This is a genomic window from Lacibacter sp. H407 (genome assembly GCF_037892605.1).
Classification (GTDB): domain Bacteria; phylum Bacteroidota; class Bacteroidia; order Chitinophagales; family Chitinophagaceae; genus Lacibacter.
The window spans coordinates 774,127-796,198 of the sequence record NZ_JBBKTU010000001.1 but is presented as its reverse complement, the minus strand read 5'-3'; the positions used below and the strand labels follow the sequence as shown (position 1 = coordinate 796,198).

The following is a 22,072-nucleotide window of genomic DNA, read 5'->3' as shown; positions in this document are numbered from 1 at the left end:
GCATGACTGCTTGTAATGTTTCTTTAATAAGTGTTATCGTTCCTTGTTATAATGCAGAAGCCTTTCTGCAGCAGGCAATTCAAAGTGTGTTACAGCAGACCCACCGTAATTTTGAATTGATTTTAGTGAATGACGGATCAACCGATGAAACGGCAACCATCATTCATCGCTTCAACGATTCCCGCATCCGTTATTATTACCAGGAAAATAAAGGACAATGTGCGGCATCAAATTTCGGATTGTCTGTTGCAAACGGCGATTATATCAAATTTTTTGATGCGGACGATTTGATGAATCCGATGCATCTGGAAGCACAGGTTAAACGGATGGAAGGTCGTACTGATGCTCTGGCATCCTGTGCGTGGGGTCGTTTCTACGATGGCAAGCCTGCTTCAGCCATCTTTACACCTGAACCTGTTTGGAAAGATTTGCCAAGCCTGGATTGGATCAAGATATCAATGGCGCAGAAATATGATATGATGGGTGCATGGTTGTGGTTAATTCCACGATCCGTGATCACCAAAACAGGCGGTTGGGACGAACGTCTTTCACTCAACAATGATTTCGAGTTCAGTATGCGTTTGTTAACGCATGTAAATGAGGTGTTATTTGCTAGCGATGCGTTGTTGTATTACCGATCGGGTTTGCCATCGCTGTCGCAACGTCCATCGGTGCCGGCTTTCAAAGCAGCAGTACTTTCTACCGATCTTGGTTGTGGTTATTTGCTCGCAAAAGAAAACAGCAGGGTTACTCAACAACTTTGTGCCGACCGATATAAAGAATGGTTATTCCGCATTTATCCAGCCGATGCGGAACTTGAACAACTGGTGGCAGAAAAGGTGAGCACCCTCGGCGGCAGCAAACGCAAGATGGATGGAGGACTTGTTTTTCAAAGTATTTCATTTTTGTTTGGCTGGAAGCGGGCAAAACTGCTGAAAGGATACTTGCGAAGAGCAGGGTACCGAAAATTACCTTTTAATTGATACCACCTAAACAAATTGTATTTGTTACAACCTCCAGTCTGGCCACCAATCCACGATTGGTAAAAGAGGTTGAGCTGGCCGTTTCTCTCGGTTATAGCGTTGTGGTAGTGGCATTTAGTTTTGAGAACTGGAGTAGGCCGTTAAATGATCGGTTAAAAAAGCGATTTGGCGATGCGGTAAAACTGGTGGAAATTTCTGCTGATCGTAAACCGTTTATACCCTGGCTTATCAGCACTGTGACCCAGATAGTTTGTAAGGGGCTGGTATGGCTAGGTGTTCGCACGAAACCTATTCTTTCCCAAGCTCTGCAAAAACGTACGATTCTATTGTTATATGTGTTGCGCCGTTTGCAAGGTAAAGCAGACCTAGTAGTTGCTCATAATCCCGGAAGTTTTTATCCTGTTCAATATTATGCCCAAAAGCATCACATTCCCTTTGGTGTTGATGTGGAAGATTATCACCCCGGTGAATATACAGATGAGCGGAGCCGGCAACGTATGAAAGAATTGATTCAGGCTACATTGCCTTATGCTTCTTATATCACAACCGCAGCACCACTTATACTGAAAGAAGTGCAAAAGGATTGTAACGGAAGCCTGAAACAGATAGCAACGGTTCTCAATTATTTTGAAGCTGCTGAGTTTGTAGCACCAGTTGCTGTTAGTGAACACCGGTTTCGGTTTGTTTGGTTTTCACAACATATAGCAGCGGGGAGAGGACTGGAGCAATTGTTGCGAGCCATTGGTTCTTTTGCTAACGAGGCAGAGTTGCATTTGTATGGCCATTTAGACGGGGCATTTTTTCATAGCCATATCCAGCATGTGGTAAATGTTGTTGTACACAAACCCTTGGCGCAGTACGAATTGCATGCCTTGCTGGGAAGCTACGATGTGGGAGTTGCATTAGAGGATGCTGCGTCAAACGAAAACAGAGATCTCTGTATCACAAATAAACTGCTTGCTTACTACCAAGCCGGTTTGTTTCTTTTTGCATCAAACACGAAAGCACAAATTGACTTTCTTTCTCAAAATCCGGGACACGGCATTATAACGCAACTTTCAACCGAAGTTTTGGAGAAAGGAATCCGTCAACTGATTAATTGTAAGAAGGAGATCAGGCAGCAGGCATTGACCCGATTTATGAATGCCAGTTCTTTTTCTTCAGATTTGGAATTAATGTACGTATCGAATCAATGGATGCGTGTTTTATCGTCGAACCAATATTTAACTGAACCCGATTCGCCAAATGCTCTTTAACTCTTTAGACTTTGCTTTTTTCCTGCCAATTGTTTTTGTGCTCTATTGGTTTGTAACCAATAAAAAATTGTGGTTGCAAAACAGTATGTTACTGTTGATGAGCTATGTGTTTTACGGCTGGTGGGATTGGCGTTTTTTGTTTTTATTATTGTTTTCCACTTTACTGGATTATTTCTCCGGTATTAAGATCCATGAAACGGAGAGTAAGGCAAAACGAAAGTTTTGGCTGGTGCTGAGTATCGGGATTAATTTAGGGTTTTTAGCTGTATTCAAGTATTACAATTTTTTTGTTGTTGAGTTTACAAGTCTTTTGACGAGCCTTGGATTACAGGTAGATAAGTACACATTTAAAATTGTTCAAATCATTCTGCCGGTAGGTATTTCGTTTTATACGTTTCACGGGCTTTCCTACATCATCGATATTTATAAAAAACGGATACCGGCGGTTTACAATTTCGTGAATTATGCGTTGTTTGTAAGTTATTTTCCGTTGCTGGTTGCAGGTCCTATTGAACGTGCTACACATTTATTACCGCAACTGGAAGTGCCCCGTAAATTCAATTACCAGCAGGCGATTGATGGGTTACGACAAATATTGTGGGGGCTTTTTAAGAAAGTGGTGATTGCCGATACCTGCGCCGAATATGTTAATATAATTTTTGACGGAAGTGCCGATTACAATGGCAGTACGTTGTTCTTAGGTGCGTTACTATTTACTTTCCAGATCTATGGCGACTTTTCCGGTTATTCGGATATCGCATTGGGAGTGTCAAAACTGTTTGGTATAGAACTTCTGCGCAATTTTGCCTTCCCTTATTTTTCAAGAGATATTGCTGAGTTCTGGAGAAGGTGGCATATCTCTCTTTCCACGTGGTTCAGGGATTATTTATACATTCCACTTGGCGGAAGTAAGGGTGGTACATGGATGAAGGTGAGGAATACATTCATCATTTTTCTTGTGAGTGGTTTTTGGCATGGAGCCAACTGGACCTTTATTGTTTGGGGCCTGCTCAATGCTTTGTATTTTCTGCCATTACTACTATCGAACAAAAACCGGGATCATATTACGATTGTTGCGCAGGGCAAACTATTGCCTTCCATTCCCGATGCAGGTCGTATTCTGTTGACGTTTACACTAACGGTCTTTGCATGGATCTTTTTCCGGTCGGCTAATCTTACGCAGGCCTGGGATATTGTGAGCACTATTTTTTCGTCCTCGTTCCTGGAACCGTTGCAGTTATTTCCAAAAGAACCGCTCCTGTTTATTCTGTTCTTTATGGTTGTGGAATGGCTGGGAAGGGAGCAGCACTATGCATTACAGAAATTCGGGACGGGCTGGCCAAAACTGCTTCGCTGGTCGTTTTATTACCTGCTTGCTATTCTTATATTTATGTACAGTGGTAAAGAAGAGACCTTTATTTATTTCCAGTTCTAAATCATGCAGATGAAACGACTTTTGTCGAAACTGCTTTTGTTTTGTTCGCCACTGTTAGTGCTTATGGTTTTATATTTTTTATACGATCCGTTTAAGGTACTAAGACATTATAATAGCTACTATGAATCCGGCGGTAATAATTATGTTACACTAAACAAGGATTATGTTTCAACAGAGAATTTTATCAACCGCTATCCCAGGCAACAATATACCAGTTATGTATTGGGTAATTCACGCTCAATTTATTACGAAGTAAATACGTGGGGTCAACTGACTGGTGAGCCCGCTGACCGCTGCTATCATTTTGATGCATACGGTGAAAACCTTTATGGTGTTGCCAAAAAAATTCGATTTCTAGATAATAACAATTGCCAGATCAAACATGTGCTGCTTGTTATTGATAAAGTACTACTGGAAGAAACTAAGAATCAAAAAAAATATTTTCGGATCAAACACCCGGCTGTGTCCGGTGAAAGCCGGCTGAAGTTTCAGATCACCTTTTTTAAGGCATTTCTTAATTATGCATTTCTCAAAGAGTTTATTCCAGCCTTTGTTTTTTCCGTTAAACCGGATTCGGCAGCAGGCGGCATTTTTCAATCCATACCAATGCTGTATGATCCAGTTACGAACGAACAACGCATGGAGTTCCTTGAGCAGCAGATCCGAACAAACAAAGAGCAGTATTACCTAAAGCGGAAGCCTGTATTTTACAAACGGGATAGCTTAGCTGTTAACGTAGCGCCGGTGATCGGGCGAGCACAAAAAAAATTGTTAACCGGCATCAAACAAGTATTTGATAAACATCAAACAAATTATAAAATCGTTGTATCACCACTTTATGATCAACTAAAATTAGCCCCTGTTGATCTGTTGTACCTGCAGGAGTTGTTTGGTACAATAAATGTATTCGATTTTTCGGGCAAAAATGCATTCACTGAAACCATTGAAAACTATTACGAAGATTCACACTATCGTCCTCATGTGGCCGATTCAATTATGTACAGGATCTATGGACAACCCAATGAAAACAATTAAACAGTTTATCGTTCGCCTGTTTGTTTTTTTTGCGGGTGTAATTAGTTTGGCATTAGCGCTTATTTTACTTGGTAATAAGGCTGCGTCTGAAACATCTCTTTACCGAACCGTGGCCGGGAAAACCATTTTCCTGTTTGGGCATTCCCGAACTGCTTATGCATATAATGATTCACTCATTCCACGGGTTCGCAATTTTGCAAATACGGCCGAGCCTTATTTTTTTACGAGTGCCAAAGTAGATAAATTACTTTCAGCCAATCCACAAGTAAAAACGATTGTTGTTGAATTGTCAGAAATTCATATGAGCGAGAGGCAGACAAATGAATGGACTAACGGAAATGGATTTATTCAGCATCATTTACCAAATTATGGTCCGCTTATTACACTCAAACAACATTGCCAGCTTCTGCAACGTAATACCAAAGAGTATTTGAACACACTGCCGCTGACTACAAAGCAAAATTTACTTTTATTGCTGAAACCAAAGCAAACGATCTTCAGCTCCCGAAATTTTGGTGGTTATCTTGTTCATGATAGTTCATTGGTTGATTTTAAACGTGATCAGAATAATCAAAATCCAAAAAAGGGGCTCATGGTGAGCGACAGCTCACCCGATCTTGTTTATCTTGATGCGATTGCAGAATTATGTAACCAAAAAAAGGTGAGATTAATTTTGCTAAGGTCGCCTGTGCATCGGGACTTTGGTATGGGGGGGTATGATTCTGTATGGCATTCCGTTTATCGTACAAAGTATAGTAACTATACAGTTATTGATTTTTCAAGTTACCCTCTACCTGACGAGGGATTTTATGACTACCATCACCTGAACAGAAGGGGAGCTGGTATACTATCGCCAAAACTTGACAGTGCCCTATATGCAGCGGGAGCAAAATAGCTACAAAAGCAATCATGAAATACCGAGTCGTCGTTGGCAACAATAAACTCTAATAATTATATACATGAACGTTATCGTAAAGCCGCATTCAGGACTTGCCAACAGAATACGGGTCATGGTTTCGGCAATCAGCCTTGGCAAGCGAATAGGTTGTGACGTAAAAATTGTATGGGAGCGGGAGAAGGGATTAAATTGTAATTTCTATGATCTGTTTCAAAGGCACCCAGCACTGCACATTGTTCAACGAAGCATGCGAACAGATATCCTGGATAAAGTGAGGGCAAAACCAGTGCTTGTTGCAACTATTTCAAAGTTACTGGGTATTGGTTTTATTATGTATGATGTAAATATGCGGGAGTATGTTTGGTGTGCGCCTAACGGGGTAATTGATGTTTCGAAATTTGATCAACTTAATAAGGATATTTATATAAAAGCCTGCAACGATTTTTACTTTCAAGGAGAAAATTTGCAGTATTTCATGCCATCTGATCTTATTCAGGCTAAAATAAATGCAAATACGAAACATTTTACGAATAACACGGTTGGTATTCATATTCGAAGGGGAGACCATCAAACCAGTATTTATGAAAGCCCTACAGAATATTTTAAACTGAAAATGCGTGATGAAGTTGCATATAACAAACAAGTGTCGTTTTATGTTGCAACCGATGACCCGCACGTAAAAGAGGAATTAATAACAGAGTTTGGTGAACGGGTATATTACGCAAATGCAGTTTTAAGCAGAAATACAGTTGAAGGTATGACAGATGCCATGGTTGATTTGTATTCATTATCCCGCACCTGTAAAATTTATGGATCTTATTGGAGTTCCTATTCTGACATTGCAGCAAAGATTGGAAATATCCCATTAGAGATAATACAAAAGAACAACCAAAGCATTTGAGAAAAATAATTTCAACGAGTACAGGTACTGTTAAAAAACAAACTAGTATCAGTCAATAATTCCGTAAATATGTAAATTGAAAACTATTCTCATTATAACACCACATTATCCGCCCTCCAACTTGGCAGCTGTGCACCGAAGCCGATTATTTGCGCAGCATTTACCGAGTTTTGGATGGACGCCAGTGATCTTAACTGTGCATGAAGATTTCTATGAGGAGGAATTGGATTGGAACCTGCATAAGCTTTTGCCCGAAGAACAGCGTATTGAGAAGGTACAAGCTCACAATGTAACGAAGCCAAGGTTGATTGGCGATATCGGACTGCGTGCTTTTTATCAATTACGAAAGCGGGCCCTGGACTTAGTTCAAACGGAACAAATCGATTTTGTGTATATCCCAATCCCATCGTTTTATGTTTCGTTGATCGGGCCCTACCTGCATCGGAAAACAGGTGTAAAATATGGTATTGATTATATTGATCCATGGGTGCATGTATTTCCCGGATCTGGTCAGTTATTTTCCCGGCATTGGTTCAGTACACGACTGGCGAGGTGGTTGGAACCAAAGGCTGTAAAACAAGCGGCGCTAATTACAGGTGTTGCTGAAGGTTATTACAAAGCGGTGATTGAACGTAATCCGCATTTAACAAAAAGCTGTTTATTTGGAGCTATGCCTTATGGCGGCGAAGCGCAGGATCATGAACGAATGAAGGATCTGTTATTAAAGCCCTATTTGTTTCAAAAAAACAAGAAACTGCAATTTCTTTATGCCGGCGCCATGTTGCCAAAAGCATACCGGCCACTTGAGGAGATATTCAAAGCCATTGCAGCGCATAAAGAACAATTTGCCGAAGTTGAATTTCATTTTATCGGTACGGGTAAATCGCCCAATGATGCCAATGGGTATAATATCAAACCATTGGCAGAAAAATATGGTTTGTGGGAGCGTGTCGTTTTTGAGTATCCCAAACGCATTCCATACCTGGATGTATTGGTACATCTTACAGCAGTTGATGCTGTATTTATTCTTGGCAGTACCGAGCCGCATTATACTCCCAGTAAATCGTACCAGGCAGTATTAAGTGGTAAGCCTATACTTGCGGTATTACACAGTGCAAGCACAGCGGTGCAAGTGCTGGAAGATGCGAATGCAGGGTTGGTATTAGGGTTTAACGGCGAAGAAGAGATCGATCAGATTGCTTCCCGCTGGCTAACGATCTGGAATTATTTTTGTGAGTATACGAAACAGTTTCAGCCATCGGATGTGGGTCAAAAAATATTTGAACAATATTCTGCAAAAGCTGTAACTGCAAAGCTTGCTAAACTGTTCGATCAAATAATATAACTAATTCAATTTGTGAGGACCGGCTTTTGCAGCAGTATATAAGCAACCACTATTCATGAAAAAACGAAGTGCTTTTTTTGATTTTTTTATTTACAGTTTTACTTCAGTAAGGTACCTGCTGTTGCGGGGGAAACTTCTTCAGTTTATAAATGACCTTTCTTATTTTGGCCAATGGCGTTTTTATAAAACTTCCGGAGAGGGAATTTTACATTATCGTATTCCGTGGTTGGTATTTAGTTCAATTTCTTTCCTTGAAAAAAAAGTGAACAAACAAATGCGTGTTTTTGAATATGGTTCGGGAGGGTCAACATTATTTTTTTCTGAAAGGGCAGCAGCTGTTGTTTCTATTGAGCATAACCCGGAGTGGTATGACAAGGTAGCTTCGGCAATAAAGGACTTGAATTTATTGAACATCAGATATTCGATTATTGAACCTGAAGTAACTGTTGAAATGGCAGAAGCAGATTGTACTGATCCTCAAAATTACTTGTCGTGTTTCACTGAATATAAAGGCATGAGGTTTGTCGCCTATGCCGAAGCAATTGATGAATATGCCGATTCGTCTTTTGATCTGGTGGTGGTTGATGGGAGAGCTCGCCCTTCTTGCATAGCCCATTCTATAGTGAAAGTAAAACGTGGGGGAATGTTGTTGATTGATAATGCAGATCGTCAATATTACCTTCAATCATTCCCTGAATTACTGAGTTCAAACAAGTGGATTCCGAAAGAATTCCAAGGGCATTGCCCCTACGGTCTTACCTCCGTTTTATATACAACAATGTTGTTTATCAAAAATTAATTTATCCTATCTCTGAATAGTTTGTTCATCAGCTCATATAAAATTGAAAAACACAGAACACATTATGCGTATAGTCCACATCATGATCTTTGAAAAATTCATTCGGGGATATATTGAATTTGTGGTGAAGGAATTTGATGTAAGAGATCATCACTTTTATATTGTTGGAAAGGATTATAAAAAGTATAATCTTGACAATCTACCGAATGTTACCATTGTTGATAATTATTATAAGCTTTTGAAGTTTGTGTTTGCCATTAATCGATCGCAGCGGATTATTCTGCACGGTCTTTGGCACGAGGGAGTTATCCGTTTACTTTTGTTACAGCCATGGCTCATAAAAAAATGTTACTGGATGATGTGGGGCGGTGATTTTTATTATTACGATAGCGAAACGGTTTCAAAGAAGCGGCTCATTAAAAAGCTGCAACACTTTGTGGGGTTTGTAAGGGGTGATTATGAGTTTGTGCGAGAAAAGTATGGCGCAGCAGGTGAGTTTCATGAATCGATCCTTTATACTGTTGCTTTTTTTGAAGAGCTTGTCCGAAAAAGAACTGCTGGGAAAGAGGAGTCAATCAAAATTCTGGTCGGTAATTCTGCAGATCCTTCGAATAATCATCTTCAAATTTTTGAAATACTGCTGCCCTTCAAGGACGCTGGTATTGAAGTGATTGTTCCTCTGAGTTACGGGAACGAAAGTTATAGAAATGATGTCGTAGAAAAAGGTGCCGAGTTATTTGGTGATCATTTCAAGCCGTTACTCGATTTCATTCCTCTGGATCAATATAAAAAGATGTTGACGGAAATACAAATCGGCATTTTTAATCATGGGAGGCAGCAAGGGTTGGGTAACATTATTACGTTACTTTCTTATGGGAAAAAGGTATTTCTGCGGAAGGACGTTACAACTTGGGGTGCATTCAAGGATTTGGGTGTAACACTTTATGATATAAAAGAGTTTACGCTTACCGATATTGATCCGGAAACACGGAAAGAAAATATTCAATCCATGAAGCAGTATTTTACGCCCGAAAACTATAAGACGCAGCTAACCCGTTTATTTTATTCAAATCAAAACAGCAGTAATTAAGAGATGCAGTTGCCAAAATTTGCAGTAATCATTCCGTTTCGTCCAAAGGCAGAATCCGTTGATTGGGTCAAGGAAAGTTCTCTTCTGCGAGAAACAATCTATTCAGTGTTAAGGCAAACTTATGAAAGCGTCCATATTTTTGTTGTTTATACCGATGCGCCCGACTTTCAGATCGATGATTCCCGTATAAGGTATGATTTATTCCCGTATGGCTATCAGGAATATGAAGAGATGGAAAACAGAGATTTACTATTGGGAAAATTCAAATCTAAGAAACTGGTTGTACGTCGTTGGGACAAAGCCCGTAAACTTTGCTATGCTTCAAAATTAGCAAAGGAATCAGGTTGTGACTTTATCATGGCTCTTGACGCAGATGATCGTTTGTCGAACAGTTTTTTTGAATATTTGACAGCAGACCTGCAGAAACACACAAGAAAAGGTTGGTATCTGGAGAAAGGATATCTCTATCGAGCTCCTTCAAATTACCTGATTCGGATTCCGAAAAATATGCGTTTTCTGAACGGTTCAACACATGTGCTCCATACAGATCTGGTTACAATTCCCGACTTTCAATCACTTGTTTGGGAGGACTTTAATCTTTTTACAGATCATGGCTGGATAAAAGACAGAATGAAGATAGAAATGAATGTAGAAATTTATCCTGTTAAGCAAGCAATGGTTGTGTACGTTGTTCATCAATCAAATATTTCCCAAATTGGTAGAAAAGAATTCGGTTTCAGACTGAAGGCCATTGTAAAACGGATCGTCAGGTTTGTGCCACTTACCAAGCGTTTACGGGAAGAGTTTAATATTACGCCGCGATAACTTTTACCAGAATCTATCTTTGTAAAATGTAAACCCAAAATACGATGACTCAATATGTACAATTCGGCTGCGGCTTAAATGCTCCCGATGGATGGTTAAATTTTGACGCATCGCCCACGTTGCGTATTCAACGCATTCCTTTAATTGGCAAGCTGCTTACCCGGAACATGGTCACTTTCCCAACCGGTGTAAAAGTTGGCAACATTGTGGAAGGGTTGCCGGGGATTAAAACGGAAAGCTGCGATGGAATTTATTCTTCACATGTATTGGAGCACCTTTCATTAAATGATTGCAGACGGGCTATTGCAATGAGCTATTCTTATTTAAAACCCGGCGGTGTTTTTCGTTGTATTCTTCCCGACCTTGAAGCATTTATTGCTAAGTATAATCGTATGCGTTTGGAACAAAATGAAGATGCATCTATTGAGTTTATGCATGCGGTTTTACTTGGACAAGTTGAGCGTAAAGTGGGATTAAAGGGACTTGCCGTAAGCCTCCTCGGTCATTCTCATCATTTATGGATGTGGGATCGTTATGCACTTGCCCGTGAATTGAAAAATGCAGGATTCTCGTCTGTTCGGGAAGCGGTTTACAAAGACTCTGCAGACAAACACTTTCATATCGTTGACGATGAATATCGTTTTAACGATGGTTTCGGTTTAGAAGCAATTAAATAATTTTTTGAAACGCCTTGCCATCATCACTACCCATCCCATCCAATACAATGCTCCATTGTTTCGCCTCTTGCATGAACGGCAGCATATTGCTGTAAAAGTATTTTATACCTGGGGACAATCGAAAGAGCAAGTGTATGATGCAAAATTTGGAATGAAGCGGAGTTGGGATATTCCCTTACTGGAAGGTTACGATTACGAGTTTGTAAAAAACATTTCCGGCAAACCGGATTCAAACCGATTTTTTGGCGTTATTAATCCGGGGCTGATCAAACAATTAAAAGAAGCGCAATTTGATGCGATCCTGGTTTACCGCTGGAGCCTGTTCAGTCACCTGCGGATACTCCGTTCATTTGGAGGATACCCTAAACTATTGTTTCGTGGTGATTCACATTTGTTACATGTGCAGAACAGAGGTTTTAAGGTGTTTGTAAAGAAACGATTGTTTCGATTGGTTTATGGGCGGGTAGATAAAGCGCTGTATGTGGGAGAGCATAACAAAGCCTATTATCTGCACTATGGAATTCGACAAGAGCAATTGGCTTACGCTCCGCATTCGATCGATAACGAGCGATTTTCTATGGATGCAGACAAGCGGGAAACGAATGCACGTGTAGAACGGGAACAACTTTCCATTCCGGACAACTGTATTGTTTTTCTTTATGCCGGCAAGTTTTATGAAGTGAAACAACTACAACTCTTACTTACTTCATTTCAGCAGTTGAAAGGGGAGCATTACCGATTACTTCTTGTTGGTAATGGTGAACAGGAAGAACAACTACGTGCAGCGGCTGCGAGTGATGACCGGATTCTTTTTCAAGCTTTTCGTAACCAAAGTGAGATGCCTACACTGTATCGCGTGGGAGATATTTTTGTATTACCCAGCAAAAGTGAAACATGGGGGCTTGGGGTGAATGAGGCAATGGCTTGTGGAAGGCCTGCAATTGTGAGTGATGCTTGTGGCTGTGCGCCTGAATTGATAATAGATGGGGAAACGGGGTTTGTTTTTCGAAGTGGTGATGGTTTGAGTCTTTTGCAGGTGATGGAGAAGTTTGATGATCGTGGCATTGCAAGAGAGATGGGGAAGAATGCATTTGCCTATATTCAGAAATTTTCGCTCGAGCGGGTGGCCGAGGTGGTGGAAGAAGCAGTTTTGAGTTGATAAATAAGGGGTTTAAAGTTGATTAGGGTGGCCGATGAGTTAAATTAGGATTTATTATGCAGGAAGTACGACAGGTATGAAAAAATTAGCGATTGTTACATCTCATCCAATTCAATACAATGCGCCATTGTTCCGATTGTTGGCGGAACGTAAGAACATTGATTTAAAAGTATTTTATACTTGGGGACAAACAGAGCACGGGTTTGTATATGATCCTGACTTTAAGAAGGAGTTTAAATGGGATATTCCGTTGCTTGATGGATATGATAAGGAATTCGTTGAAAATATTTCGAAACAACCCAGTGCAGGTGAATTTAAAGGAATTAAAAATGCAGATATATTTCAACGTATCGATCGATACAATCCTGATGCGTTGTTGGTTTTTGGCTGGAGTTTTCACAGTCATCTGCAGGTATTGCGGCGCTATAATGGAAAAAAGAAGATCCTTTTTCGAGGCGATTCCAATTTATTGGATGAGAAGCAAGGGGTCTCGCCAAAAAAAATACTACGCCGCCTGTTTCTGCGATGGGTTTACCGTCATATTGATATAGCCATGTATACAGGAGAGGCCAATAAGGCTTACTATAAAGTGCATGGAGTGGATGATACTCAACTTGTGTATGCGGGCCATGCGGTTGACAATGACCGGTTCTTTGATGCTGATGGAGTATATACTTCCAATGCAAAGGCTTTGCGGAATGAATTAGGTATAGCTCAAGACGAGTTGGTTTTTCTTTTTGCCGGTAAGCTCGAACCAAAGAAAGACCCTGGTTTGCTGATCGATGCTTTTTTGAGATTGTCACAACATCAGGTTCGCTTGATTATGGTAGGTAATGGTGTTCTTGAACAGGAGTTGAAACAGAAAGCAGCCGATGATTCCCGTATTGTGTTTCTGGGTTTTCAGAATCAGCAACAAATGCCGGTGATTTACCGATTGGGAGATGTTTTTGTGTTGCCCTCTAAAGGGCCGGGAGAAACATGGGGCTTATGTGTAAATGAAGCGATGGCCAGTGGACGGCCTGTTATTGTAAGTGACCGGTGTGGTTGTGCAGGAGAATTGATAAGCGGGAATGGCAAAGCTTTTCGTGCAGGTGATTTGCATGCCTTATACAATACAATGCTTTTCTTTGCAGAACACCGGGAAGCTTTGGTGGAGATGGGTAATTTGAGCCAATCTATGATTAAGTCATTTTCCTTTGAACGAATTGCAGCTGTTACTGAAGAATTGATATGAACTACAATAAGATCTTATTTGGATTGCTTGCCTTTATTACTGCTGTGTTATTCACATTGGTAGAAGGTATGATGATCGAGGAGATTCTGTCAATCGGGATTTTTGTTTATTTTCTACTCGATTTTATTGATTCCATTGGTAAGAACTATAATATTCTGGATATTCCCATTCTGCTGGCATTATTTCAATGTCTGCTGATGCCCATCGTGGTATTTCATGTGTATAATGATGATGCGTTGGTAATTGCGCTAAAATATGATATGGGTGTATCGGCCGAAACTTATTATAGTTTTATGTTTCCGGCGGTGGTTGCAATGGCCATTGGAATGAAGCTGCCGCCTTTACTTCAACCGTCGTATCAACAAAAATTTTTGCATGCCGTAGTAACTGTGCGAAAACACCTTGAGGGTAAGGGAAATTTAGGTGTGTTGTTAATTCTGATCGGGTTTGTGACCACCATTATGAAAAGTTTTATCAGTGGTCAACTACAATATATTGCGTACCTGTTTAGTTTGCTTTTGTATGTTGGAGTTCTCTACACGTTCTTTTCTGACCATAAGCAAAGGTTTTTGTATTTGATCGGCGGCACGGTGGTCATTGTTGGTCAGGCAATCGGATTGGGTATGTTTGGCGAACTAGTATATATCATGTTGCTTGTGTTTTTATTGGTGATGCTGGGCCGAAAAGTTAGTAGTCCGCTGAAATTCGGGTTAGCCATTACCGGTTTTTTCTTTATTCTTCTTTTGCAAAGTGTAAAGGCCGATTATCGTGCAATCGCCTGGCGTGGCCAAGGAAAGGGTGATCAGACCAATACCGGCGCCTTTTTTACATTGATTCTTGAGCGTCTAGCGGAGCCGGGACGATTTTTTGATATTGATCTAATGTTCCCCACTGTGAACCGTTTTAACCAAGGGATGATTGTGGGTAAGGTATTGGATCATGTGCCTAAGCGGGAGCCTTTTGCCGAGGGAGAAACTATCTTTAAGTCGTTGGCAGCAACCTTTGTGCCGCGGGTTTTATGGCCGGATAAACCAGAGTCGGGCGGGCATCAAAATATGTTGCGGTTTACTGGCTTTAAGATTGAAGGGTATAGTATGAATATCAGTCCTATGGGTGAGGCTTACGGTAATTATGGTGTTGAGGGTGGGATCTTTTTCATGCTGCTTTACGGGTTATTCTTTGCGTTCCTGATTGTGTTGTTAATGGGTTATGTAAAGAAAAAGCCGACGCTGATTTTATGGTTTCCTATACTTTTTCTGAATTCGGTACAAATTGAAACAGATATTTTGATGTGTTTGAACTCTTTAATCAAGAATATGTTTTTTGTGGCTTTTTGTTATTGGGCCGCAGATCGGTTTTTGCGGTTGAAGTTGTAGGAAGTTAAGGGTTAAGGGTTTAAGGTTAAAAGGAGTTGAGAGGTTAAGAAGTTAGTAAGTTGAAAGGGAAGGGCAGTCGTTATGGTTCATAGATCATGGTTCATGGGGAAAGCGAGTGGGCAAGGGGTGGAATTGGGAATTAGGGAAGAAGTAGTAAGTTGAAAAGTTGATAGGTTAATAAGTTGATAGGTTGAGAGTAAGGTTAAGTTTAAGGCTGAAGAGACTGTTATTTTGAACAAGCGTATCCTCATTTTTTACGATCATTTTTATCCGGCCTGGAAAGCAGGGGGGCCTGTGCAATCGCTGGTGAATCTGGTGCGGGAATTGTGCAAGGACCATGATTTTTATGTGGTATGCAAACCGCATGAGATGAATGAAACAGCCGCTTTATCAGGTATCGTTACCAACGAATGGAATGATTGGGAAGGGAAGGCCAGGGTTTATTACATGGACTATGGTTGGAATAGGCGTTCTCAATTAATCGAGCTGATCAAGTCTGTTGCGCCGGATGTGATCTATATCAATGGCTTGTTTTCACTTTACTTTAATATTCTACCTGTTCAATATGCTGTTGATTATTGCAAGCAGCAACAGGATTGCAAACTGATCTTATCAGCAAGAGGTATGCTTCATCCCGGGGCTTTGTCGCAAAAGGCGCTGAAGAAAAAATTATTTCTATCCTTGTTTCAAATGATGGGATGGCAGAAACAATTGCTGTGGCATGCTACGGATATGCAGGAGCAGCAATACATATATCAACAATTTGGCAATAACATCCAAGTGGCTGTTGCAGGCAACTTCCCGAATTTTCTTCCAGTAACTGAGGGACCTTACAAGAAAGAAAATAAACTCATAATGGGCACGGTAGCCTTGATCAGCCCCATGAAAAATCATTTGGCTATACTCAACGCATTGAAGCAGGTTTCATCAAACATTTCCTGGCATATTTATGGTCCGGTGAAAGATGCTCTTTATTGGAAAGCGTGTGAGCAACTCATCGGGCAACTCCCTTCGCATATCACGGTTCATTATCACGGCGAATTACCGCCCACCCAATTGATCAATGCGATGCAACAGATCCAACTCTTTATTATGCCGAGCAAAAGTGAAAATTTTGGTCATGCATTACTGGAAGCATTGAGTGCAGGTAAACCGGTGATCACAACCGATACCACACCGTTTAAGGATCTGCAGAAAGCAAATGCCGGTTTTACAGTGCAAGTGAGTAAGCTGGAAGAGCAATTACCGGTTGCAATTGAACAGTTTGCGGGTATGAACAATGAACAGTTTGCTTCTTATTGTGAAGGGGCGGCTTTGTTTGCACGGGATTTTGTTGAGGTGGACGCTATACGTCAGCATTATCAAACTTTATTTACTACGGCCTGAAGGAACCTGAACGGTTATCTTTGCGGCCCTTAATACAATACTATAATGATCGTTTTAGGAATTAATGCTTACCATGCCGATAGCAGCGCTGCCATTTTTGTGGATGGGGTGATGATCGCTGCGATTGAAGAAGAACGCTTTCGTCGTGTAAAACATTGGGCAGGTTTCCCGAGTATGTCGGTTGCATTTTGCTTGAAAGAAGCTGGTGTGAGTTTGAAAGAAGTGGATCATATTGCCATTGGCCGTGATCCCTGGGCCAAGTTGGGAAAGAAATTATTGTTTCTGTTACAGAACCCGGGCGGCAGTGTAGCTGCTGTAAAGAACCGACTCAGCAATGCAAAAAAAGTATCAACCCTTGAAGATGAGTTTGTACAGATCGAAGCTATTGATAAAGCTGAACTGAAAAAGAAAATTCATAACGTAGAACATCACCGCAGTCATTTAGCTTCTGCATTTTTTGCGTCACCCTTTGAAGAAGCGGCGTTGTTATCGATTGATGGTTCCGGTGATTTCACCACCACTATGATCGGTATTGGTCGTGGCAATCACATCGAAGTGATCGATTCGGTTGACTTTCCTCATTCGGTTGGTATTTTTTATACAGCCATGACGCAGTGGTTGGGCTTTCCTCATTATGGTGATGAGTACAAAGTGATGGGGCTTGCACCATATGGTGAAGCAAAGTATGTAGATCAGCTAAGAGATCTTATACAATTTACTCCTGATGGATTATTCAAATTGAATCTTCCATACTTCAGAAACCCCACAAAAGGAATTATCACGTATGGTGATGATCATATTCCGGTTGTAGCCACGTTGTTTACTGATTATTTTGAAACGAAGTTGGGCAAGGCGAGACAGAAGAGTGAAGAGTTGACGCAGTTTCATAAAGATATGGCGGCATCGGTACAACGGTTTACAGAAGAATTGATCTTTCATATTTTAACGGCTTTGCAAAAACGAACAGGGTTAAAGAATGTTTGTATTGCGGGTGGTGTTGCGCAGAATTCTGTTGCCAATGGAAAGATCACACGCAACACTCCGTTTACAAATGTTTATATCCCCAGTGCGGGACATGATGCAGGTATTTCGATGGGTGCTGCGTTGTATGTTCACAATCAAACATTGAAGCAACCACGTCAACCTGCTATCTGGAGTGCTTATACCGGGAGCCATTTCAGCAATGATGAAATTGAAACGTATCTGCAATCAAGAAATATCAGTTATAAAAAATTGTCTGATACTGAACTGTATGAATATGTGGCGAATCGTTTGGTGAATGCAGGTGTAGTTGGATGGTTCAGTGGCAGAAGTGAGTTTGGTCCGAGAGCATTGGGTGGACGATCTATACTTGCAGATCCACGACGCAACGATGCAAAAGATCTGTTGAATGCAAAAATTAAACGAAGAGAAAGTTTTCGTCCTTTTGCACCTTCCATCCTTAAAGAATATGTAGAAGAATATTTTACGGTGAGCGATGTAGTGCCGTTTATGGAGAAAGTATTCCCGATCAAAGAAGAAAAAAAATCATTGATACCTGCTGTTACGCATGTGGATGGAACAGGTCGTTTGCAATCAGTTGACAAATCTGTTTCACCACGATACTATGCATTGATCGATGCGTTTCGTGAAAAAACAGGTGTGCCAATTTTACTAAATACATCGTTCAATGAAAATGAACCGATTGTGAATTCACCGGCAGAAGCATTGGATTGTTTCCTGCGTACACAGATGGACATGTTAGTGATGGAAAATATTATTGTGGAGCGATAATCTGATGAAAGTTTCCATTATTACTGTTGTGTACAATCGGGCTGCTACCATTGAACGGGCTATAAGGTCTGTACTCAATCAATCGTATCAGCAGATCGAATACATCATCATCGATGGTGCATCCACCGATGCGACCATGGAAGTGGTGCAGCAGTACAGCGACCGCATTGCAACCATTGTATCGGAAAAAGACAGCGGTATGTATGATGCGTTGAACAAAGGGATTCAATTGGCGACAGGTGATATCGTTGGTATCCTTCATGCAGATGATGAATTTACCAATGAGCAGGTGATCCAAATCATTGTTGAAAAATTTCAAGAGAACCCGGTGGTGGATGCGGTGTATGGTGATGTTGGTTTTGTACATGCGGATCATTCACATAAGATCATCCGTTATTATTCATCCGCTATTTTCAAAACTAATTTATTCAAGTTTGGTTTTATGCCGGCGCATCCAACGTTCTTTTGTTATCGCCGTTTTTTTGAACAATTTGGATACTACCGGACTGATCTGGAAATTGCAGCCGACTTTGATCTGCTCTTACGTTTTTTACGGAAGCACAAATTATTTACGGTTTATATTCCCCAGATGTTGGTGCGGATGAATATGGGCGGCAAGAGTACCAATGGAATCAGCAGTACGATCAAGATCAATAAAGAACTGAAACAAATATTGAAAGAGCATCAAATGCCATCAAGTTATATTCGTTTGTATTCGAGGTATTTTGTGAAGGTGAGTGAGTTTTTGCGGAAGAAGAGAGCGAATGGATAGCATGGGGGATTAGGAGTTGGGAATTTGGAAGAAGGAGTTAGTTGAAAAGTTAAAAAATAAATAACGATAACAACTATTATAAATTACGAAAAGCAATCAATGAAAAAAGCATTAATTACAGGGGTTACCGGACAGGACGGCGCTTATTTATCTGATCTTCTGTTGAAGAAAGGATATGAAGTGCATGGCATCAAACGCCGTTCTAGTTTGTTCAATACCGATCGTATCGATCATTTGTATGAAGATCCGCATATTGACAACCGTCATTTTGTGTTGCACTATGGTGATCTCACTGACAGCTCCAATCTCATTCGCATTATCCAGGAAGTGCAGCCCGATGAAATTTACAATCTCGGTGCTATGAGTCATGTGAAAGTAAGTTTCGATATTCCTGAATACACAGCCAATACAGACGCTGTAGGTACATTGCGTATTTTGGAAGCGGTGCGTTTACTGGGCTTAACCGAAAAGACAAGAATTTACCAGGCATCTACTTCTGAATTGTATGGATTGGTACAGGAAGTTCCGCAAAGTGAACGGACACCATTCTACCCACGTTCGCCATATGCTGTTGCAAAGATGTATGGGTTCTGGATCACGGTCAATTATCGTGAAGCGTATAATATGTTTGCATGTAACGGGATTTTATTTAATCATGAGTCACCTTTGCGTGGTGAAACATTTGTTACCAGAAAGATCACCCGTGCCGTTGCAAAAATTGCATTAGGCATGCAGGATAAATTGTGGTTGGGTAACCTGAATGCACAACGTGACTGGGGCCATGCAAAAGATTATGTAGAAGCGATGTGGTTGATGTTGCAGCAGGAGAAACCGGAAGATTTTGTGATTGCTACGGGCGTTACAACAGAGGTTCGTGAATTTGTGCGGATGGCTTTTGCAGAAGTGGGCGTTGAAATTGAATTTAAAGGTGAGTTACAGAATGAAATCGGCATTGTGAAGTCATGTTCGAATGCCGATTATCAATTGGCCATTGGTACAGAAGTCGTGGCGGTTGATCCACGTTATTTCCGTCCAACAGAAGTGGAATTATTGATCGGCGACCCAACAAAAGCAAATACCAAACTTGGTTGGAAACCAAAATATGATCTTAACGGATTAGTAAAAGAAATGGTAGCAGCCGATCTTGATATTTTCAAGAAAGAAAAACTGTTGCATGAAAGTGGCTTTAAGATCAAAAATCAATTTGAATAATGGAGAAGAACGATAAAATTTATGTAGCGGGTCACAGAGGAATGGTGGGTTCTGCGATAGTACGCAAATTGCAGCAAGAGGGATATGATAATCTTGTACTTCGCACATCAGCCGAACTGGATCTGCGGAACCAGGAAGCAACCGATCGGTTCTTTAAAGAATATAAACCCGATCATGTGTTTCTGGCAGCAGCAAAGGTGGGTGGTATTGTTGCCAACAATACCTTTCGTGCAGAGTTTTTGTATGATAACCTGATGATCCAGAATAATGTCATTCATTCGGCACATAAGCATAGTGTAACGAAGTTATTGTTCCTCGGTTCATCCTGTATTTATCCAAAGTTTGCAGAGCAACCTATCAAAGAAGAATACCTGCTTACAGGTTTGCTGGAACATACCAATGAGCCGTACGCTATTGCAAAAATTGCAGGGTTGAAATTGTGTGATGCGTATCGCAGTCAGTACGGCAGCAATTTTATTTCTGCTATGCCGACCAATCTGTATGGTCCGAATGATAATTATGATCTGCAGAACTCTCATGTGCTGCCTGCTTTGTTACGAAAGATGATCGTTGCCAAACGTACACAACAACCATCGGTCGAAATCTGGGGTTCGGGTATGCCACGCCGTGAGTTTCTGCATGTAGATGACCTCGCAGATGCCTGTTATTTTTTAATGCAGGGTTACGATGAAGGCGGACTTGTGAATATTGGTGTAGGTGAAGATATATCAATCAAAGAACTGGCGGAAATGATCCGGGCTATTGTGGGATACGAAGGCGAGTTAACGTTTAACACCGAAAAGCCCGATGGTACCCCACGTAAGTTGCTGGATGTTTCGAAGCTGCACAGTCGTGGGTGGCAGGCGAAGATCGGGTTGAGAGAAGGAGTTGAAAAAGTGTATCAGGAAGTAAAGTCGTTGGGGTTTTAAGTTATTCTTGTTCTTTTGTCTTGACACAAAAGAACCAAAAAGTCAAGCCGGAACATATTACCCCCATGTTCCGGCAAGCGCCTTGATTTGGTTGTGTTGCTACTGTGGTGAATTACTTTGGAAGATCATTCAACATCCTCTGTTCATCAGTTTGATTAAATGTATTCTGTTATAGCAGCCGCATTTTACTTTTTATTTTCAGTAGACTATTAATTTACTATCCAGAAGTTATGTTTGGATTATTTAAAAAGAAGAAAGAAGAAACACCATCTGCTGCTGGAATTGATTACAGTGGTTTGGGGGTGGATATGCATTCGCATTTGTTGCCGGGTATTGATGATGGATCGCCTGATGCAGCTACATCGGTAAGTTATATCAAAAAAATGATGGAGCTGGGCTATCGTAAGTTCATCACCACACCCCATATTTATCCAGACCTTTATCCCAACACAAGAGAAACCATCCTGGCAGCACATCAACGCTTAACAGAAAAATTGAAAGAAGAAGGTATTGATGTGGAAGTGCATGCGGCGGCTGAATATTTTATTGATGATCTGTTTGCCGACCGATTGAAAAATGATGAACCCCTTTTAACCTTTCATAAAAATTATGTATTGGTAGAGATATCGTTTATGCAGGCACCAACTGATCTGAAGCACATATTGTTTGAACTGATCGTGAAAGGATATCAACCTGTACTTGCACATCCGGAGCGATATAATTTTTATCATAGCCGTAAAGAAGCCTATCATCGCTTCAAAGACCAGGGATGTTTGTTGCAGATAAATCTTCTTTCGCTCAGTGGGTATTATGGAAAGGGCGTACAGGATGCAGCACATTATCTCGTAGAACATAAGTTGGTTGATCTGATCGGTACCGATCTTCATCACCAGCGTCATCTCGATGCATTACAACATCCACAATTAGTAAAAGATGTACAACATGCGTTGCAAACAAATCTCATTCTCAACTCTACGCTTTAAGTTT

Annotated in this window: 20 protein-coding genes; all 20 read left to right on the top strand. The window is 40.8% G+C overall.

From position 1 onward, the window contains the following. Nucleotides 1-2: 2 nt before the first annotated feature. Nucleotides 3-983, top strand: coding sequence for a glycosyltransferase family 2 protein (locus WG989_RS03400; RefSeq protein ID WP_340427352.1), 981 nt, complete (start codon nt 3-5; stop codon nt 981-983). After that, nucleotides 980-2,239: a glycosyltransferase family protein gene (locus WG989_RS03395; RefSeq protein ID WP_340427351.1), complete on the top strand. Its 1,260-nt coding sequence runs from the start codon at nt 980-982 to the stop codon at nt 2,237-2,239. Before WG989_RS03400 ends, WG989_RS03395 begins: the two co-directional genes overlap by 4 nt. After that, the gene (locus tag WG989_RS03390) at nt 2,229-3,674 is read left to right on the top strand and encodes an MBOAT family O-acyltransferase (RefSeq protein ID WP_340427350.1); all 1,446 of its coding nucleotides are present in this window, start codon (nt 2,229-2,231) and stop codon (nt 3,672-3,674) included. The genes WG989_RS03395 and WG989_RS03390 overlap by 11 nt, the downstream gene beginning before the upstream one ends. A gap of 9 nt (nt 3,675-3,683) precedes the next feature. Beyond that, nucleotides 3,684-4,709, top strand: a complete 1,026-nt coding sequence (locus WG989_RS03385; RefSeq protein WP_340427349.1) for a hypothetical protein — start codon at nt 3,684-3,686, stop codon at nt 4,707-4,709. Further along, a complete protein-coding gene (locus tag WG989_RS03380) occupies nt 4,696-5,604 on the top strand; it encodes an LB_356 family protein (RefSeq protein ID WP_340427348.1) in 909 nt (302 codons plus the stop codon). Before WG989_RS03385 ends, WG989_RS03380 begins: the two co-directional genes overlap by 14 nt. A 64-nt stretch (nt 5,605-5,668) precedes the next feature. Beyond that, nucleotides 5,669-6,508, top strand: coding sequence for an O-fucosyltransferase family protein (locus WG989_RS03375; RefSeq protein ID WP_340427347.1), 840 nt, complete (start codon nt 5,669-5,671; stop codon nt 6,506-6,508). Nucleotides 6,509-6,638: 130 nt separating this feature from the next. After that, nucleotides 6,639-7,853, top strand: a complete 1,215-nt coding sequence (locus tag WG989_RS03370; RefSeq protein ID WP_340427346.1) for a glycosyltransferase family protein — start codon at nt 6,639-6,641, stop codon at nt 7,851-7,853. A gap of 55 nt (nt 7,854-7,908) precedes the next feature. Beyond that, nucleotides 7,909-8,652, top strand: coding sequence for an O-methyltransferase (locus WG989_RS03365; RefSeq protein ID WP_340427345.1), 744 nt, complete (start codon nt 7,909-7,911; stop codon nt 8,650-8,652). 64 nt (nt 8,653-8,716) lie between these two features. After that, a complete protein-coding gene (locus WG989_RS03360; RefSeq protein WP_340427344.1) occupies nt 8,717-9,742 on the top strand; it encodes a TDP-N-acetylfucosamine:lipid II N-acetylfucosaminyltransferase family protein in 1,026 nt (341 codons plus the stop codon). A gap of 9 nt (nt 9,743-9,751) precedes the next feature. Beyond that, nucleotides 9,752-10,567: a glycosyltransferase family protein gene (locus WG989_RS03355; protein WP_340427343.1), complete on the top strand. Its 816-nt coding sequence runs from the start codon at nt 9,752-9,754 to the stop codon at nt 10,565-10,567. 44 nt (nt 10,568-10,611) lie between these two features. Continuing rightward, on the top strand, nt 10,612-11,244 hold the full coding sequence (locus tag WG989_RS03350; protein WP_340427341.1) for a class I SAM-dependent methyltransferase: 633 nt from the start codon (nt 10,612-10,614) through the stop codon (nt 11,242-11,244). Between the two features lie 4 nt (nt 11,245-11,248). Continuing rightward, nucleotides 11,249-12,403 carry a glycosyltransferase family 4 protein gene (locus tag WG989_RS03345; RefSeq protein WP_340427340.1) on the top strand — a complete coding sequence of 385 codons (1,155 nt, stop codon included), beginning with the start codon at nt 11,249-11,251 and terminating at the stop codon, nt 12,401-12,403. Nucleotides 12,404-12,479: 76 nt separating this feature from the next. Then, complete coding sequence (locus WG989_RS03340) at nt 12,480-13,637, top strand: glycosyltransferase family 4 protein (RefSeq protein WP_340427338.1); 1,158 nt, start codon at nt 12,480-12,482, stop codon at nt 13,635-13,637. Between the two features lie 68 nt (nt 13,638-13,705). Then, the gene (locus WG989_RS03335; protein ID WP_340427336.1) at nt 13,706-15,013 is read left to right on the top strand and encodes a hypothetical protein; all 1,308 of its coding nucleotides are present in this window, start codon (nt 13,706-13,708) and stop codon (nt 15,011-15,013) included. Nucleotides 15,014-15,244: 231 nt separating this feature from the next. Further along, nucleotides 15,245-16,399, top strand: coding sequence for a glycosyltransferase family 4 protein (locus tag WG989_RS03330; RefSeq protein ID WP_340427335.1), 1,155 nt, complete (start codon nt 15,245-15,247; stop codon nt 16,397-16,399). A gap of 45 nt (nt 16,400-16,444) precedes the next feature. Continuing rightward, a complete protein-coding gene (locus WG989_RS03325) occupies nt 16,445-18,172 on the top strand; it encodes a carbamoyltransferase family protein (RefSeq protein ID WP_340427333.1) in 1,728 nt (575 codons plus the stop codon). Between the two features lie 4 nt (nt 18,173-18,176). Next, on the top strand, nt 18,177-18,944 hold the full coding sequence (locus WG989_RS03320) for a glycosyltransferase family 2 protein (RefSeq protein ID WP_340427332.1): 768 nt from the start codon (nt 18,177-18,179) through the stop codon (nt 18,942-18,944). A 99-nt stretch (nt 18,945-19,043) separates the two neighbouring features. Beyond that, nucleotides 19,044-20,156, top strand: a complete 1,113-nt coding sequence (gene gmd / locus WG989_RS03315) for a GDP-mannose 4,6-dehydratase (protein WP_340427331.1) — start codon at nt 19,044-19,046, stop codon at nt 20,154-20,156. Continuing rightward, entirely contained in the window at nt 20,156-21,085 is a 930-nt protein-coding gene (locus WG989_RS03310; RefSeq protein ID WP_340427329.1) for a GDP-L-fucose synthase family protein, read from the top strand. The genes gmd and WG989_RS03310 overlap by 1 nt, the downstream gene beginning before the upstream one ends. A 230-nt stretch (nt 21,086-21,315) precedes the next feature. Next, nucleotides 21,316-22,068 (top strand): tyrosine-protein phosphatase, encoded by a 753-nt coding sequence (locus WG989_RS03305; RefSeq protein ID WP_340427328.1) that lies wholly within the window; start codon nt 21,316-21,318, stop codon nt 22,066-22,068. Nucleotides 22,069-22,072 lie beyond the last annotated feature (4 nt).